This window comes from Neobacillus sp. SRL179 (assembly GCF_984799095.1).
In genome coordinates this window covers 4,030,399-4,048,318 of record NZ_OZ481792.1, presented here as the reverse complement: position 1 = coordinate 4,048,318, position 17,920 = coordinate 4,030,399, and the positions used below count along the sequence as shown (strand labels likewise).

General features: G+C 38.7%; 13 protein-coding genes. 12 read left to right on the top strand and 1 reads right to left on the bottom strand.

What is annotated here, in order from left to right; all coding sequences use genetic code 11:
• Window positions 1-35 precede the first annotated feature (35 nt).
• The 7 genes from AC4E8C_RS20135 (at window position 36) to AC4E8C_RS20105 (ending at window position 10,731) form a co-directional block, all read left to right on the top strand.
• The gene (locus AC4E8C_RS20135) at window positions 36-1,436 is read left to right on the top strand and encodes a cytochrome c3 family protein (RefSeq protein WP_490208408.1); all 1,401 of its coding nucleotides are present in this window, start codon (window positions 36-38) and stop codon (window positions 1,434-1,436) included.
• Window positions 1,437-1,461: 25 nt separating this feature from the next.
• Window positions 1,462-2,670, top strand: a complete 1,209-nt coding sequence (locus AC4E8C_RS20130; RefSeq protein ID WP_490208407.1) for a cytochrome c3 family protein — start codon at window positions 1,462-1,464, stop codon at window positions 2,668-2,670.
• A 20-nt stretch (window positions 2,671-2,690) separates the two neighbouring features.
• Window positions 2,691-3,389 (top strand): tetratricopeptide repeat protein, encoded by a 699-nt coding sequence (locus tag AC4E8C_RS20125; protein ID WP_490208406.1) that lies wholly within the window; start codon window positions 2,691-2,693, stop codon window positions 3,387-3,389.
• 2 nt (window positions 3,390-3,391) lie between these two features.
• A complete protein-coding gene (locus AC4E8C_RS20120; RefSeq protein WP_490208405.1) occupies window positions 3,392-4,363 on the top strand; it encodes a 6-bladed beta-propeller in 972 nt (323 codons plus the stop codon).
• A 152-nt stretch (window positions 4,364-4,515) separates the two neighbouring features.
• The gene (locus AC4E8C_RS20115; protein WP_490208404.1) at window positions 4,516-6,054 is read left to right on the top strand and encodes a cytochrome c3 family protein; all 1,539 of its coding nucleotides are present in this window, start codon (window positions 4,516-4,518) and stop codon (window positions 6,052-6,054) included.
• Between the two features lie 335 nt (window positions 6,055-6,389).
• Entirely contained in the window at window positions 6,390-8,594 is a 2,205-nt protein-coding gene (locus tag AC4E8C_RS20110) for an Ig-like domain-containing protein (RefSeq protein WP_490208403.1), read from the top strand.
• Between the two features lie 808 nt (window positions 8,595-9,402).
• Window positions 9,403-10,731: a cytochrome c3 family protein gene (locus AC4E8C_RS20105; protein WP_490208402.1), complete on the top strand. Its 1,329-nt coding sequence runs from the start codon at window positions 9,403-9,405 to the stop codon at window positions 10,729-10,731.
• A gap of 374 nt (window positions 10,732-11,105) precedes the next feature.
• Here AC4E8C_RS20105 and AC4E8C_RS20100 read toward each other — a convergent pair whose 3' ends face one another.
• Window positions 11,106-13,037, bottom strand: a complete 1,932-nt coding sequence (locus AC4E8C_RS20100) for an SEC-C metal-binding domain-containing protein (protein ID WP_490208401.1) — start codon at window positions 13,035-13,037, stop codon at window positions 11,106-11,108.
• 360 nt (window positions 13,038-13,397) lie between these two features.
• Here AC4E8C_RS20100 and prfB point away from each other — a divergent pair.
• The 5 genes from prfB to ftsX all read left to right on the top strand — a co-directional run bounded on the left by prfB (window position 13,398) and on the right by ftsX (window position 17,912).
• Window positions 13,398-14,499 (top strand): peptide chain release factor 2 gene (prfB, locus tag AC4E8C_RS20095; RefSeq protein ID WP_490208400.1). Its coding sequence is split into 2 segments (ribosomal slippage): window positions 13,398-13,469 and window positions 13,471-14,499, totalling 1,101 coding nucleotides; the frame shifts between segments, so codons are not numbered across the junction.
• 279 nt (window positions 14,500-14,778) lie between these two features.
• The gene (locus tag AC4E8C_RS20090) at window positions 14,779-15,645 is read left to right on the top strand and encodes a YitT family protein (protein WP_490208399.1); all 867 of its coding nucleotides are present in this window, start codon (window positions 14,779-14,781) and stop codon (window positions 15,643-15,645) included.
• Window positions 15,646-15,696: 51 nt separating this feature from the next.
• On the top strand, window positions 15,697-16,056 hold the full coding sequence (cccB, locus tag AC4E8C_RS20085) for a cytochrome c551 (RefSeq protein ID WP_490208398.1): 360 nt from the start codon (window positions 15,697-15,699) through the stop codon (window positions 16,054-16,056).
• 286 nt (window positions 16,057-16,342) lie between these two features.
• Window positions 16,343-17,029, top strand: coding sequence for a cell division ATP-binding protein FtsE (gene ftsE, locus AC4E8C_RS20080; protein ID WP_490208397.1), 687 nt, complete (start codon window positions 16,343-16,345; stop codon window positions 17,027-17,029).
• Entirely contained in the window at window positions 17,019-17,912 is an 894-nt protein-coding gene (ftsX, locus tag AC4E8C_RS20075; RefSeq protein WP_490208396.1) for a permease-like cell division protein FtsX, read from the top strand. The genes ftsE and ftsX overlap by 11 nt, the downstream gene beginning before the upstream one ends.
• Window positions 17,913-17,920 lie beyond the last annotated feature (8 nt).

Sequence of the window (17,920 nt, the reverse complement as noted above, 5' to 3'; positions counted from 1 at the left end):
TAGATAAAGAATCCAAAATGGGAAGGGTGAGTTAAGTGGCCATTTGGGGGAAAAAGAAAAACAAAGAGATAGATCCCGAAACAAGAGAAAATAAAAAAAAGGTTGGCCTGATTCGCAGACTTTGGCAAAAATTTAGAGGAATAGATTGGAAAAATCCAGTAAACCGCTGGAAATTATTATTCGCTTCACTTGTAGGCTGTATTGTTCTATTTGGAGGCGGATATGGAGTCATCTCCTTTACGAACTCGCCAACCTTCTGCTCAAGCTGTCATGAAATGGCACCAGAGTATTCAACGTATACGGCTAGTGCTCATAACCAGATTACATGTGTCCAGTGTCATATTAAACCGGGTACGATCAATATGCTGACACATAAAGTCAAGTCGCTTAAGGAAGTGTATTACCACGTTACTGGTGTACCTGAACAAATTGTTCAGACGGAAGAAGAGGCCGTTTCCAACGAAAACTGCTTACAATGTCACTCCAAGAACCGTCTTGTTACAGCTTCAGGTGACTTGAAGGTAAACCATAAAGGACATATTGAAGAAGGAATTCCTTGTATTACTTGTCACGCTGGAGTTGTTCACGCCAAGATGGCAACACGTGGTATCAACACGGAAGAGGTTCGTGGTAAGTGGACAAAAGAGAGTGCAGAGAAATTAATGGAAGAAAAGTACTTACGACCAAACATGGGAACATGTATTGATTGTCACGATCAAGTTAATAACGGTGTAAAACCTTGGAAGGAAGCAGCTTACAACGTTCCGCCAAATCCAGAAGAGGTTGAGAAAAAATTAGATGAAAACAAAAAGGCAGCAACGGATGAAGCAACCACAGAGGCTACCACTGTAGCAACAAACGAATCAGAAAAAACAGAAGCCGAAACTCTAGAAGCTCATGATAAAAAGACGCAAGATATCATTTTACAAGCAATTGGAAAGCAACAAAAGGATGTAAAACTCTCAATGTCCTGTGAAACTTGTCATAAAAAGGTTAAAGTTCCGAAGAGCCATAAGGTGGAAGGCTGGAATGGAAATCATGGCGGGACAGCTATTCAAGAGTTAGACAAGTGCGTTAACTGTCACCAAGATTCTAAATGGGCAAGAGAAATACCTAAAGAAGATATTATCTCTTTACTTAAAATGAGGGAAACAAAAACAAAATATGTTCCAAACGTTACAGTCGTAAAAGATCAAACACGAATCAATCAATTCTGTAGCGCCTGCCATGCAGATCGTCCAGCAGGACACGGAAATAGTGACCAATGGTTAACAGGCCACGCATCCAAAGCATTATCGGCTGAGCAAAAATCAGAATGCTTCGTCTGTCACGATCGTGAAAAACCAGTTGAAGGTTCAACAAATGTAAAAGCACCAACAGATGTTTATTGCCAATACTGTCACAGAACCGGCTTTAAATCAGATGTAAAAGACTAAGTAAACAAGAAGGAGGGTCGCTAATATGGATGAAGAGCACGAACAAGAGCTGCCGACCCCTCCCCCATTTCGCTATAAAGGAAACGAGTTTCGCTATAAGTTATTCAAATATGCGACTTTAACTGTGTTGTTTCTAGCTATCTTCTTCGGTCTTAGCTTCGTTGGGCTAGAAACAACATCCAGCTCAGAATTTTGCGCATCCTGTCATGAGATGAAGCCTCAGTACTTTACATGGAAAGCTTCCTCTCATAGTGAGGTAGCTTGTGAAAGCTGTCATATTGGGTCGGGAGCAGAGAACTACGTAAAAGCGAAAGGAAGCGGAATTAAAGAAGTATACAAAAAGCAAACAGATACCTATCTGGCACCAATTAAAATGCCGAACCTGATACCTGATTCAGCTTGCGAATCCTGTCATAATATGAAAAACCGAAAAGTTACTCCTTCTGGGGATATCATCATACCTCACAGCAAACATAAGACGGAAGGGATTAAATGTGTACAGTGTCATAGCGGTACTGCTCACGGGGAAATATCTGATCGAAAGGTAACTTATAAGAGTGATTATGGAAAATGGGATGAAAAGCTAGGCACCATATTAATGAGTGATAAGAAGTTTACTAGTCCGCAAATGGATACTTGCATGGAGTGTCATGAAGCAAGGAAGGCAACATTGGAATGTAGTGCTTGTCATGAAACATCAATGGTTCCTAAATCTCATAAAACACAAACTTTTAAATCAGGCGGACATGGCAAAATACAACCATCTGAATTGAAAAAATGTGAGCAATGCCATTCCTATATGTCCAGTGAAAAGTATGACTTATTTAAGGAAGACCCAAGCTATACTAAATTTTTAAATAATGAAACTACTACTAATACTAATAATGTTTCAGTTTCACAATATGCAAAAACAAACACATTCTGTAAAGAATGTCACGGAAAAAGGCCAGAGAGCCATAAAATTGCTTCTTTTGAGATGAAACATGGCAGTATATCAAAAGATACAGAAAAGTGTTTTGTTTGCCATTCTAACCGGAATACAAGTGATTCACCTGTAACAACGGTTCAATGTGCTTCCTGTCATCCGAGTTCTCACAAGGATAGATTTAAGGATAAACACCCATTCAAATTACCTGAAAATCAAAAATACGAAAAATCTTGTTTAAAATGTCACGTTGAAAAAACGTGCTCGAAATGCCATAAGTCAAATATAAACGATAAAGCTAAAGAATAGATTCCGAGAGGGGATTTACCATGGAAGCAGAAAAAGTACCTCAGGAAGTAGAGGAAAGAGCAACCAAGAAGAAGCCTAAGACTTTTAAAAAGAAAACTGGGATCCTGTTATTGTTACTCACATTAGTTATTACCGTTGGGACAGGATATGCTCTCGGGCGCTTCTATTTTTGGAATAGTATTGATATGAAACGAGTAAATGAGCAGTTAGATTATTATAAAGAAGCGGTAAGAAAAGATCCTTCCAATTTAGAAAACCGAATCGTTCTCGGGTATACCTATTACTTAAAAGGTGACCATGATGAAGCGATTAAACAGTTCGATAATGTATTAGAGAAAGACAAGAATAATTATGATGCACGTTACAACATGGGTTTAGTTTATATATCTGAAGAACGATATAATGAAGCGCTTATTGAATTTGAAAAAGCTGTCAAAATCGCTCCTAAAGACTATAAGGGCTATGTACAAATAGGAATCGCCTATCGTGGCTTAAAAGAGTACGATAAGGCGACCAAGTCACTTGAACAAGCCAATAAACTGGCTCCAACCAATGCCGACATCATTTATCAAATTGGGATGGTAGCAGAAGCAGAAGGAAAATATGCAGATGCGATCACCATATATAAAGATGCACTACAATATGATCCATTGTATAAGGATGCAATCGATGCATTAGATAGACTAAAAGATAAAGACACAAAGGCTGAAGGTGAATAACGATGAAAAGACGTAATGTGTATATCGGTATGGCACTCATTGCTATAGCTACGGCAGCAGTTTTTACCTTCCTTTTTCTAAATAATACAAAAGCAGTTGATACAGGTCTGTTAAAAGTTATTAAACCAAACGGGGCACCAAACTACAGCCAAGCGCTTACTGGTGATTTTAATAAGCCTTTTAGTAAGCCTATGGATGTAACTGCTAATAGTTCGTTTACGTATGTATCAGATACAAATAATAAACGTGTACTTGCGTTCGATGTCGGGGGCAACCTGTTGTTCGCATTTGGTGAGGACGGAACTGGCAAGGGGCAATTTAAATTTCCTTATGGAATCGCTACTGACGACAAGGGGAGAGTATTTGTTGCCGATTTATATAATGGAAAAATTTCAATATTTGATGAAAAAGGAAAATTTATTGATTACTTTGCAAACAAAGTAATGACTAGTAAAAATATTGCCGCACCAGCTTCACTGAGAATTATTGATAAAAAAGTATACATGACCGATATTAAAACAAATAAAGCTTATGTGTTTGACTTAAAGGGAAAGTTGCTACTTGAAGTCGGGAAGCCAGGTACGAAGGACGGCGAACTTAACTCACCCAATGGCATTACAGCTGATGATGAAGGCAATATTTATGTTGTCGATACTGCCAACCAGCGTGTAGAGATTTTTGATAAAACAGGCAAATTTCAAAAGATTATTAATGGTTCAAATAACGGCAAGGGGGAATCAATCTTTGTCAACCCAAGGGGAATTGGCATTGATAGCCGTGGCATCATGTATGTTGTCAGTAACTTGACCCACCTCGTTTATGGTTTTGACAAGGATGGTAAGAAAGTATTTGAATTTGGCGGTATGGGGGAAAACAACGGGCAATTCTCACTGCCCAACGGCTTATTCATCGACAAAAATGACAATGTTTATATTACGGATACACTAAATATCAGGGTTCAAATCTTTAAATAACAGTATCAAGTTTGCCAGAACATTAATGAACTAGTTTAATAATTTCCTTACATTTAAGGGGGTGGTATAGAAACTTACAGTCATAGGGTTTTTCAGAGTATATAAAACAAAAAAGAGAGAAAAAAGAGAGATTTATTTGGGAGGTTTCAAGAATGAGAAAGTTTAGCTTTAGCTTACTTTTTGCGATCATGCTGCTTGGCATCTTTGCATCCGCTGCATCCGCGGAACAGACAATGACTCCAGGTCAAAAAGGGGCATCTATTACCAACGCAAACGAAACTGGTAAAGGTGTTGACGGTGCAACAGACGGTTCTGAACATGATAATGTTGTTAAAGCCTTATCTGGTCAAAACGTTCACACTTCTTACCAAAACAACACTAACTCTTGTGCAAGCTGTCACCAAACACACACTGCAAAAGGCGACTCATTGCTATTTTCAGACAGCGTTTATAACACTTGTACTGCATGCCATGATGGTACTTTAGGCTTTGCTAACGTATTCGCTAGCGGCGAAACTGCTAAAATGACTGGGGCGGGTACTTTCGGTGGTACTCACGGCGCTTCTCAGCACCAAGCTAACGATGCAATAAAAATCAGTGCTGCACCAGGTGGAAATCACACTGATGGTTCAAAAGCTTATGGAAAAGACTGGGGCGAAAACTTCAACTGTGCAAGCTGTCACGCACCACACGGATCTTACTCTGACCGTTTACTTGCATACAATCCAAACGGAATTGCTTCAATGCCAGCTTCTCAAGGCGGTATGCAATTAGAAAACGTTCCAGTAGTTACTACATTACCAACAGTTGATGCTGCTGCTCCTGCTGTAGTATTATACCGTACTACAGATGCTACTTCTGGTGTTGTAACTGTTGCTCAATATAACAAAGGTGCTTCTGCCTATACAAAATCTGAAGCTCCATGGTTATATGGCTATGACAACCGTACAGACGGTAAGACTTACTGGTCCCGTTTAATGAAAGATGCTACTACTGTTGCTGCCTACGGTTCAACAGCTGGTGTATATTTCGATTACGAACATGCTCAAGCATATTCCACAACTGATGCAGGTAAAACAGCATTAAATAATGCTACTACAGGTTTCCTTGCTCGTCCTGTAGTTGTTAAAATGGAAAAAGAAGAAGCTACGCACTCAATCAATCAGGCTGCTTACTTCGGCGGATCAACTGTAGCTAAAATGGGCGTCTCTGAACAAAAATTGAAAGACCTTGGATATACTGTAAAAGCTGATGGCACAGTAACAGGTATTGGTGTTGCAATGTCCAAGTTCTGTGCGGCTTGTCACACTGATTACCTTACTGCTTCAGGAACTAAATCAACTCACTTCGAAGCTGAAAATGCAGCATACCGCCACAGCACAAACAGCGACTCTTACACTTGCGTACGTTGTCACTATGGTCACGGTACTGATGCTTACATCATGAAAGATTCTCTTGGACGTACAATTGCTGACTTACAAAACGCAACAATCATGTCGAAAACTGGTGAAGCAGTTAAGACTGCTGACGAAGCTTTAAACTACATGCAGGACAACAACGCTTCTTCGGCTCTTAAGAAATTCACTAACATGTCAGTATGTTGGGCATGTCATAACAGCTCTCACGCTGAATCAATTAAGAACACTGAGCGTCGTGCTGATCACCCAGTTGGAATGCCAACTGGCTATTAATAAAATAAGCTAACAATTAGCAGCAACTAATTATTAGCTCAAGATTAAATGATCTGAAGTAAGGTGTTATGCTTTGGCATAACACCTTATTTATTTGACAATATAGTAACATTTTGTTCACTAAATTGTCAAAGTTAACACTTTACAAATAGAAGCTTTTTGATTCGGAATATCTAATAAATAATAGAGCCTCTAATTCACATTTTTACAATTGATATATGAATATTTATTGAATATTTTCCCCTTCCTCTAGTACCTTCCAACCAATAGGAATAAAATAAATATATAAAACATCATTTTGACACTGCATAAATAGTAGAAACGAGGGGTGCTAAATGAATATAAGAGGACTCCTGCATAAAACAAAGCTGCTTGCTCTAGTGACACTTGTTTTATGTATTCAAATATTTGGATCCTATCAAATATCGGGAATAACCGTTGTAAAAGCGGAAGGGACTGGAGCAGAACCGAAACTAACTATAGCATCACCTAAATCCGAAGACTACTTAAACACAGGTAGTATAACCATATCGGGTACAGTTGAAAGTAATGCCCCAGGTATGAAAGTCAACCTGTTGAATGGTACTGAGCCAATAGGTACGCCCTATGAAGTAACCGGAAATAGCTGGAGTATTCCAGATGTTATTTTACCGGAAGGAACATTTAATATTATTGCTAATCTTGTAGATACTGAAGGGATAATTGTTGCCTCCACGTCTATAAACAATCTTACTATTGACCTTAAACCGCCCGCCATTAAATTTGTGAACTTAGTTGAAGGTGCATTTTCAAAATCTCGTTCAATTGAGTTATCAACCGATTCAGATGCAACTGTGCAAATTTGTATGGGTAGCTGTGAAGCTACTTCTGGTACATGGGTAACTGTTCCAAAAGATAGTAATGGGAAATGGATTTATACTAACCCACAGATGGGAGAGGGTACTCAAACCGTTACGGTAAGAGCGATAGACCGTGCAGGGAATGAAGGAGCACCACAACCTATAACTTTTACGTTAGATACATTACGGCCCAATATTATCATGAGCAGCATTGTTCCTACTTACACAGAGGATATGACGCAAGTGTCAATAAGAACGGAAATAAAATTTAGGGTGTCTGATGCCAATATATTAAAGGAATCAGAAATTGACAAAAGTATTAAAGTTACAAGTAATGGTAAGGATGTTCCAGGAGAAGTTAAATATAATCCGGACACAAAAGAAATCTCATTTATACCAACAGTTAGACCCTTTTCATTGAGTACAAAATATAATGTTTTTATTAGCCCATTGGGAGTGATTGATGCTGCTGGAAATAGTGCTTTTCCCCGATTTTGGTCATTTACAACAGAAAGTGCGCCACCAAATATCGATGAAAAAAGTGGGCAAAAGTATTATGAAGTAGATTACAACGGAATAGATGGGGAAAAGGTTCACCGGGAAAGTCCACATGCCGTTTATGCAAACAATGTGAATGTATGTGCCAATTGCCATAGTACACATAAGGCCAGTAATCCAAACCTATTAGAGCAGAAAAGGAATAATGAAAATGGCAAGACTGATACGCTTGTCGATGACTATTGCATGGCCTGTCATGACGGAACAGTTGCCCCAATGCCGGAAAATAGCCAAGCCACACACAAGCATTCGGCAGCAATTGATATTTCCGGAAAACCAAGCGGCAGTTCCTGTGCAAGCTGTCATAATCCACATATAGAGCAATCAGATGAGAATCTTAATTTAGCACAGGATCATATTGTTTATACGCATGATTCTGCTATTAAAAAGGACAATAAGCCTGTTGGTACAATTAGCAGCAAAGAACAACTATGTGAGTCATGCCATGAATCAGGTCTTAGTGCATTAGTGGCCAAACCTGATGTAGACGTAGAGTATCGTGTTTTCCAATATAAGAAAAATATTAGTGCAGTCGGAATCTATGAAGATTATGATCTATGTCTCCGTTGTCATAATTTAAAAACTAAAAATAAATATAATAAAATTGCTGATATCGCAAGCTTTTACGGTAACCTGACCGAAGAAATCAAGAAAGATTTCGAAACAAGTAATTCTGGATTATCCTTCTCTGATAGGCAGATATCTGAAGCTGAGAAACAATTTTCCAGTCATATTATTAAGGCGCAAGATGGAAGCCCTCTTGCTGGGCACATTCCATGTGCAGAGTGTCATGATACACACGGATCTGCCAATATAAAACAATTAAATGAAAAGTTGGGGCATGAGAATATACAGTCCTATAAAGCAGAAGATAGTGATACAAAAATTGTTAATGTGACAACTGATGGCAAGGATCAAGAGTTTAAAATATTATCAGATGATAAAGAGAGAGTGTTCTGTCAAGCATGTCATAACGGCACAACAGCTATTTATGGAGTTACTGGTCAAAAGTACGATCCTGACCGTAACGAACATAAGCTTTATCCCAATAAGGCTTGCTCCTACTGTCATGGTAGAGGCACAAATGACGCCGAAAGAGCCTTAGATGCTGCCCATGCACCAAAGAAAGGAATTGTACCATAAAACTAAAATCGGGAGGACTACTCTCGATTTTTTTTTGTTGATTAATATCCCATTTTTATGAATATCAATACTCATGGTGATCTTGATGAATTTCAGTTTGTTTATACACCACATGGCTCCACACCAAACGTCAAGTATCAAGCAAAAACTATTGATCTTAACATCCCAATCAGGGTAAAAGATAACCGGGAAACGAATGACTGCATCATTTGCCATCATCCTAGGTCTCAGATAAAAGGGTACGAAGGAATTCTTACAATCCCAAGCCGATTCCTCAATAACCACGACATCCACCTCATTAGAACTACGATAATTCCTGCACCAAGTGTCATGCTCAGTCACTGACGCACGAACATGCCAGAGATGACCGAACCGATAAAGATGGAAATTTGATTACCTGAACACTTGCTACCAAAGTACGGATACCAAGGTATCTCAAGCTATCAAGGATAAAGAGCCATCCTGTTCCGCTTGCCACGGCAATACGTTAACCCTTGAACATAAAAAAAGGGAAATCAATGCTAGTGAAAAATCTATAGTGAAATGATTTTTTTATGAGAGGCGTGACCAATTTTCTATAATATTCGTAGTTTCTTAAGATTGTATTAGTTTCAAGTTTAGTAGTATAATATACCTATAATAAAATTGGTATATTTTTACAATATGTAATATAAAAACATTAATAATAGTAAAAACGTAGAATAAGTTAGGATTGGGCCCTTTATTGAAAGGAGCTCAATCCTTTTTAGAGTTGATAAATTTGGAAATGTATATGTAAGTTTATTTTTTAAGAAAAAAGGGGATTTCCATGGTTTTTTTTAAAGGGAAGCAAGATATTCAATTAGAAAAGGAGTTTGGCCGGGATAATTCAGAGAATACAGGTAGAAAAAGAAAAGCTAAAAACCCAGCCAAACGTTGGAAGCTACTTGTAGCAGTTCTAACCACATTTTTCGCCATCCTAGGTTTACTATATGGGGCGATTAGCTATACCTCAACATTGTCCTTCTGTTCAACTTGTCACGAAATGGCACCAGAACATGTTACTTTTCAGGCAAGTGCTCACAATCAAATAAAATGTATACAATGTCATATAAAACCAGGTACAAAAAATTTAGTCATAAAAAAAGTGCAATCACTAAAATATGTTTATTCACATATTGTTGGGCCACCTAATGGGATAGTTCCCTCAGTTACTGTATCAAATGAGAACTGCGAGCAGTGTCATTCGAGAAATCGCTTGGTTACTGCAACTGGTGATTTAATTGTCAATCATGAAGGTCATGTTGAAGAAGGAATACCTTGCATCACATGTCATAGAGGTGTGACGCACGCGAAAATTGTCGAGCGTGGAATTAATGATTCATCTACGTATATTTACTGGACAAAAGAAAATGCAAAAAAGCTAATGGGTGAAAAAAACGTTAAACCAAATATGGGCACCTGTATTGACTGTCATGTCCAGGTTAATCAAGGCAAAAAGCCATGGAAGGATACGGCCTATAGCCTGCCAATTATTAATCCTAGGAACCAGGAAGAAAAAAAAGCTGGTGTGAACTACAATGAAACTCCAGAAATGAAAGCAGGGGTGTGGGAAAGAGAATTACCCGAAATTAAACAAAAGACTGTTCTCGATGCCATGGGTAAACTGCAAACCGATGTAAAGATTTCAATGGAATGCTTTACATGCCATCAAAAGATCAAAACACCTGAAAATCATGATAGTCATAACTGGACACAACGCCATGGTGAATTTGCAGTAAAAGAATTGGATAAATGTTTCAAATGCCATCAAGATTCTTTATGGATAAAAGAGCTCGATAAACAAAATATAAAAAAATTATTAACGGAAACCAAAAAGAAAGTAACCTATAAGCAAAACATAATTACCGCAGTAAAAGAATCCAGAAAAAATTATTTTTGCAGCAAATGTCATGCCTATAGCCCGGCAAACCACCAGGATCGCCAAACATGGTTATATGATGCTCACCGACGGAATTCCGGGACACCGGAAGAAAGAAGAAAATGCTTTGTCTGCCATGATAATGAAAAGCCGAATGAGAAAGGAGGAAATGCTCCTTCAGATGTTTACTGTGAGTTCTGCCATACCGGTGAATTCACAGGTGAACCAAGTCTTTAAGGAATTAGGGCAATTTATTTAAAATAGGATAATAAAAAGAGAGGGAAAAGGAATTATTGATAGACCAATGTCTAGGTATGGAGCCCTTGCCTCTCATCCTCATTATCTAAAAGAATACTCCCGTACTTCGGCATCATTTCAAAATAGCCCTTTTTTGTATCACCAACGGCAAACAAATACATATTCTCCTCTTTTAACAGGGGAGATTTTTCGTAAGAAAGGAGATAGAATTTATCTCATGAGAACAATCCCTTCTATAGATATCTGTCTCCATTATATCTCCTGTGGAAATTGTTGTTTCATTCATCATGTGAATCTTTATAGAACTTAAAAACTCCAGTGAGGCTGTAAAAAGCCCACTGGGGTTACTTATATTATTTATTCTTCAACCATTCCCCAAGCCCCTCAATCTTCCTCCACAAATGCAAATGCATATCCGCATATACAATAGCCTCATTTTCATCGCCAAAGCCATAATAGTCAGGTGGATAGGCGGGGAGACGCTTTTTACCGGTTAGATAGGAGATGACATATTTGTTTTCCTTTTTGGCAGCTTTTAAGAGCAAATCAGCTTTTTTCGTAAACCCATGTTGGTATAGCTCGAGTAAAAGTTTATTGTATGAATCCTGTGCTGAATCTTCCTCAAACTGTTGAAGCAATTCTCCTGCTTTCTTAAACTCACCTAAGTCGGCATAGGCAACAAATAAGGAGTACCGTACCCCTTGGTTATCCATCGGATTTAACTCAAGCAATTCTTCGTATTGCATGATGGCATCGGTTATTTTTCCTAACTGTGATAGTGCCTCGGCATAATGGAGTCTAGCCCGCATGTACGGTCTTGTTTCCAATAAGCCCCAGAAGTAGCCCTTGTTTTCCTTGAAAAAGGTTTTGCCAAGATCCTTTTCGCCGACCTTAATTCCTTTTTCATAAAGTAAAATGGCTTCTTCGAGACTTTTGGTTTTTTCGGCAAGAATGACATAGGCATCCACGCAATTAGGATTCAATTTTAAGGCCTCTTCCGCACACTTATAGCGTTGCGCGCCTTCCGATTGCATCGCATCATAGATTAAGTTTCGAGCCCGCTCCTCGTCACGTCTAGAAATTTTACGAACTGTTTTTTTAACAGGTTTTTCTTGGCTTGGAAGTGTCGTCACACTTGCCTCTAAAGTATCTGCCTTCCCGGCTGTTGTTTCTTTGTTTTTAGGAAATTCAATAATTGCAGCTTTTTCTGGATGTGGCAACACGGTAGGCGGATTAACCTCATAAACTAGCCCGAGTAATTCAGCAATTTCCTCAGACAGTACGTATTCAAGCTCTAACACAATTGATGAAATACTTGTGGCAGATACACCGTATTGCTTGGCCAATGCCTTTTGCGTAACCACTTCATCCATCGGAGCAATCGTTGACAGCAAATAATGAAGGGCAGCAGCATAAAGAGATGGTTTTTGGATTCGCTTTGGCCTTTTTTGACAAAAATTAAGCCAGAGAATCACACCTGTATCCACGATTGGCGGTGGAACAAGCAATTCCATCTTTTCTTTAAAGAGATCAGCGACTTCTTTATAGATTGGTGCAGGCCAGTCCAATTCTTCAACATCTAACAGGCCGCCAAGTAAAGGAATCTCACTAAGGACTTCCATAAAGAAATCGGTTAAATACTCTTCGGGCGAATCGTAATCCGCTTCAAGACTACTATCTTCTATGAAGGAAAAGGCTTGTTCCGGATTGAGGTCTGGTAATTCAAACGGCGTTGGAAAAAAGACAAAATTTTGTTCGTATGGCAGGAGAATTCCCATAAAGAAAGAACCTTCTTCCAACTTGACGGGGACATTGGCTATGACTGTATTCAGAGTCTCTTTTGAGAAACCATCTTCCACAATTAGCTTATTGTCTTTCACACTTATGATTGTTCCCGCAATGGTCCGTCCTAGCGTCCAAGTTTGTAAAATTTGTTTTATTTTAGGACGTTTCATTCTTGATATTTCAGTCTTAATAAATTTTTCAACGATTGTATCACCATCATCCAAGCCTTCAAAAAGGGTAAACCAGATCGCGTGAACTAGTTTGTAAAATTCTAGTTCCTGCTCATTTTGAATGTCGATCATTTCCAAAAGAGATTCAAAATCTTCCTGAACATCCTGACCAAAATGATAGTAAGCAAATTGAAGAAGTTGTTTTTGCAGCTCATCAATTTCATGGTCAAGAATTTCGGTGATGGATACAGCTTCACTTGCACCACAACACTTTTTGTACTTTTTTCCACTCCCACATGGACAAGGGGCATTACGGTCTATTTTCTCCATCTCATTTTGCTCCTTTTATTCATTTATCTATTTCGCTAAGTCTCAAGGTGAAGACCAAAAGATTTTTAAGTATGTATATGACAATAATAAAAAAGAACCCAATCCTACTTTATACTTATTTAATAGTACCATTTTTAACAGATTGAAATATATAAATACTTGGGAAATTTGATTGAATTTATGTGAAAGTTTTAGATGTTGCATCACGATTTTAATGGCCGGCAGATGGAAACAGGGGGGATATTTGTGTAAATATGATTCCACTTTGGATTTTAGGCATTGTTCACGCTATAATGGATAGGGTACTTAAGTAAGTGATGAGAATAAACTATTATAAATGTGATTATAGAGGTGAAGGTTATGGAATTAGCAGAAATTCGTAATGAACTTGAGAAATCAGCTAAGAAATTAGCGGACTTTAGGGGGTCTCTTTGACCTTGAAAATAAAGAAGCCAGAATTGCCGAACTAGATGATGAGATGCTGCATCCTGATTTTTGGAATAATCAAGAGAAGGCACAGATGGTCATTAGTGAAGCAAATGGTTTGAAAGACCAGGTAAATGAGTTTACGGAGTTAAACGACTCTTATGAAAATCTGGAATTGACCTATGAATTGGTAAAAGAAGAAGACGATGAAGAGTTGCGGATGGAACTGGAAGCAGAGATTCAACAATTAACTAACCGATTGGAAGAGTTCGAGCTGCAGCTCCTTTTAAGCGAGGAATATGACAAAAATAATGCCATCCTAGAACTTCACCCTGGTGCAGGTGGAACGGAATCTCAAGACTGGGGCTCCATGCTGCTCAGGATGTATACCCGCTGGGCCGAGAAAAGAGGCTTTAAGGTTGAGACGCTTGATTATCTTCCAGGTGATGAAGCGGGCATTAAGAGTGTGACGCTCTCTATAAAGGGTCATAATGCGTATGGCTATTTGAAAGCTGAAAAGGGTGTTCACCGGCTTGTGCGGATTTCACCATTCGATGCATCAGGCCGCCGTCATACTTCGTTTGTCTCATGTGAGGTTATGCCGGAATTTAATGAAGAAATTCATGTAGAGGTACGTAATGAGGATTTAAAAATTGATACGTACCGTGCGACAGGAGCAGGTGGACAGCACATTAACACGACAGATTCGGCAGTTCGGATTACGCACATTCCAACTGGAGTGGTCGTCACATGCCAAGCGGAACGTTCGCAAATCAAAAACCGCGAGGCAGCGATGAAAATGTTGAAATCCAAGCTGTATCAATTGGAAATCGAGCGGCAGGAGCAGGAATTGTTGGAAATCCGCGGCGAACAAAAGGAAATTGGCTGGGGAAGCCAAATCCGTTCGTATGTGTTCCATCCTTATTCGATGGTAAAAGACCACCGGACCAATACCGAGAGTGGTAATGTTCAAGCAGTTATGGATGGAGATTTAGATCAATTTATTAATGCCTACTTGCGTTCACGAATTTCATAATTATTAGTAATGAGCCCTTGCCGAAACCGTCGGCAAGGGCATTTATTTTGCCAATGGTGTGAATCCGTGGAAAACCTGCGCTTTCGGCTGATAAGGAGTTGGAATCAGGTACATAAAAAACAATCTGTTTATGAAAACTAGACGTAAACCAAAGAAGTAGATTTTACCACGTCATCGCGGCAATTGACTGTCATTTACACTGTAATTTTCCCATGCTATACTCACTTTCGGTTATCGGAAAACATATTTCCAGATTGAACATTAGAGGAGATAGCAAGTATGAATGTATTAAACAAATTAACCCTAACCTATCCAAAGACAAGAATCGCCGTCGATTACATTTTTGTTTTAATTGGTGCGGCTATCATTGGATTAACATTTAATGTCTTTCTGCTTCCCAACCAAGTAGCGTCTGGGGGAGTAAGCGGGATTAGTACGATCTTAAAATCAGTGCTTGGGTGGGAACCAGCCTATGTTCAATGGGCCTTTAATATTCCCCTATTTATTGCCGGGGTCATTTTATTAGGAAAACATTTTGGAGTCAAAACGCTTGTAGGTACCATTTTCTTACCCTTTGTGGTTTTTTTAACAAAAGATTGGGAACCGTGGACGAATGATGCCTTGCTTGGCGCTTTATTCGGAGGAATTGGTGTGGGGGCAGGACTTGGAATTGTCTTTAGAGGCAATGCCTCAACGGGCGGAACCGACCTTGCTGCTCAGATTATTAATAAATATACAGGCTTTACACTAGGCAGATGTGTTGTCATGATTGATGGATTAATTGTCCTTTGGGCCGCTATTGTGTTTGATATTGAAAAGGGATTGTATGCACTCATTGCCCTTTATGTCACTAGCAAAACCATTGACCTCATTCAAGTGGGCTTTGGCCGGTCTAAGATGGCGATGATTATTACGAATAAACAAGAAGAAGTTCGTGAAGGAATATTGAATAAAATTGACCGTGGTGTGACAAAACTATCTGCATATGGTGGTTTTACTGACCATGAACGACCTGTTTTAATGTGCGTGGTAGATCAAACGGAGTTCACAAAATTGAAACAATTGGTTAAAACAATTGATTCATCTGCATTTGTTATTGTAATGGATGCGGCTGAGGTACTCGGTGAGGGTTTCAAACGTGCATAATGTTGGTATAATAAACCATGGATGGAATTATATTCTGAAGGGGGTATTGGAATGAAGAAAAAGCTTCTAACATTTTTACTAGGAACTTCCCTAGTAATGGGGCTTGCTGCTTGTGGAGGCGGTAACGACAAGGATACAACAAAAGATACTGGGAATGGGAACGGGAACGGTGCAACTGAAACGGCCGATGCTGGCGATGCTCAAAAGATTTACGACCAAAAGTGTTCGAGTTGTCATGGCGGAGACCTTAAAGGGGCAGTAGGACCTAATTTAACACAAGTTGGTTCGAAATACTCTAAAGATGAAATTCTCGACATTCTTAAAAATGGTAAATCAGGCGGTATGCCGGCTAACTTAGTATCAGGTGACGATGCTAATACCATTGCCGACTGGCTTGCGGCTAAAAAATAATTTAAACCAAACGCTTTGTTATTAAAAATAGCAAAGCGTTTTTTATTTTCGCAAAAAAGGGATGAACATACCCCGTGACATGCGAATTTTGACGAAAATTGTCATTTTATGTATTCTTTGAAAAGAAACTGTAATATTTTTACCGCTTTTTTTAGCATAGTATGATGTTATAATGTAGCTATGCGAAATTATGCACATACTATTTGTTATTTTCGTCCATTTTGCAAATAAACGAAGATTATTGTCGAAACCATTCGAAATAACTTTGACTATAGGTGATAATTATATGATAGAACTACAAGAAGTGTATAAGAAGTACCCGAATGGCGTTACAGCTATTAACGGAATAGACGTCCGAATTAATCAGGGCGAATTTGTTTATGTCGTGGGACCAAGTGGAGCAGGGAAATCGACCTTTATTAAAATGATGTACCGTGAGGAAATACCCTCTTCAGGTACGATCACATTAAACGGAGTCAATCTCGCAAAGTTAAAAATGAAAAAGGTTCCTATTTTTAGAAGGAATCTTGGTGTTGTTTTCCAAGACTTTAAATTGCTTCCATCTAAGACAGTCTATGAAAACGTCGCTTTTGCTCTTGAGGTTATTGAAGCTCAGCCCAAAGTTATTAAAAAAAGGGTTATGGAGGTTCTCGAACTTGTTGGTTTAAAACATAAAATTAAGATGCTGCCTACAGAACTTTCCGGTGGTGAGCAGCAGCGTGTTTCTATTGCCCGCTCTATTGTCAACTCACCGAAAGTGGTGATTGCCGACGAGCCCACAGGTAACCTTGACCCTGAGACTTCATGGGAAATTATGAATATATTTGAAGAGATTAATGCAAGAGGAACTACGATTGTAATGGCGACTCATAACAGGGAAATAGTCAACAAATTAAAGCATCGCGTCATTGCCATTGAAGGCGGAAAGATTGTTCGTGATGAGCAAAGAGGTGAGTACGGTTATGAAAATTAGAACAGTTGGCCGTCATGCCCGTGAAAGCTTAAAGAGTATTAAAAGAAATGGCTGGATGACATTTGCATCCGTTAGTGCGGTTACCGTTACGTTAATTTTAGTCGGCGTCTTTTTTGTTATTATGATGAATCTTAACCGAGTAGCTGAAACAATTGAAGAAGATGTTGAAATCCGTGTCCACATCGATGTGGCTGCAAATAAGGAAAATCAACAATCCTTAAAAAGTGAAATAGAAAAAATTCCTCAAGTGAAAAGTGTCGTATTTTCACCTAAAAAGGACGAATTAGATAATCTAGTAAAAAGTCTTGGTGAGGATGGGAAAGCTTTTAAACTATTTGAACAGGATAATCCGCTAAACGATGTTTTTATTGTCAAAACGAAAAATCCGGCTGACACGATGAAAGTAGCTAAACAGATTCAAAAAGCCAATTATGTAGCAAAAGTAAAATACGGGGCAGGCAAGGTTGAAAAACTATTTAAGTTTATCAATGCGAGTCGTAATGTTGGAGTCGTCCTGATCATTGGCTTATTCTTTACCGCTATTTTCTTAATCTCGAATACGATTAAAATTACGATTATTGCTAGACGTAGAGAAATTAAGATTATGAGATTAGTAGGGGCGACGAATAACTTTATACGCTGGCCGTTCTTTTTAGAAGGTTTGTGGCTTGGAATAATGGGTTCAATTTTACCAATTGTCCTTATTTCAATTGCCTACTATCGTGCCTATGATTATCTAGGTCCTAAGCTTGAGGGGACATTTATTAAGGTATTGCCAGTTAATCCATTTGTCTATCAAGTATCCGGAATTTTGATTTTAATGGGCGCACTAATAGGTGTATGGGGCAGTGTTATGTCAGTACGAAAGTTTTTAAAAGTATAATTTTTTCA

Coding starts and splice junctions, on each gene's coding strand:
- ftsX (WP_490208396.1), top strand. CDS start 17,019: ATGAAAATTAGAACAGTTGGCCGTCATGCCCGTGAAAGCTTAAAGAGT.
- AC4E8C_RS20120 (WP_490208405.1), top strand. CDS start 3,392: ATGAAAAGACGTAATGTGTATATCGGTATGGCACTCATTGCTATAGCT.
- cccB (WP_490208398.1), top strand. CDS start 15,697: ATGAAGAAAAAGCTTCTAACATTTTTACTAGGAACTTCCCTAGTAATG.
- AC4E8C_RS20130 (WP_490208407.1), top strand. CDS start 1,462: ATGGATGAAGAGCACGAACAAGAGCTGCCGACCCCTCCCCCATTTCGC.
- AC4E8C_RS20100 (WP_490208401.1), bottom strand. CDS start 13,037: ATGGAGAAAATAGACCGTAATGCCCCTTGTCCATGTGGGAGTGGAAAA.
- ftsE (WP_490208397.1), top strand. CDS start 16,343: ATGATAGAACTACAAGAAGTGTATAAGAAGTACCCGAATGGCGTTACA.
- AC4E8C_RS20115 (WP_490208404.1), top strand. CDS start 4,516: ATGAGAAAGTTTAGCTTTAGCTTACTTTTTGCGATCATGCTGCTTGGC.
- AC4E8C_RS20105 (WP_490208402.1), top strand. CDS start 9,403: ATGGTTTTTTTTAAAGGGAAGCAAGATATTCAATTAGAAAAGGAGTTT.
- AC4E8C_RS20090 (WP_490208399.1), top strand. CDS start 14,779: ATGAATGTATTAAACAAATTAACCCTAACCTATCCAAAGACAAGAATC.
- AC4E8C_RS20125 (WP_490208406.1), top strand. CDS start 2,691: ATGGAAGCAGAAAAAGTACCTCAGGAAGTAGAGGAAAGAGCAACCAAG.
- AC4E8C_RS20110 (WP_490208403.1), top strand. CDS start 6,390: ATGAATATAAGAGGACTCCTGCATAAAACAAAGCTGCTTGCTCTAGTG.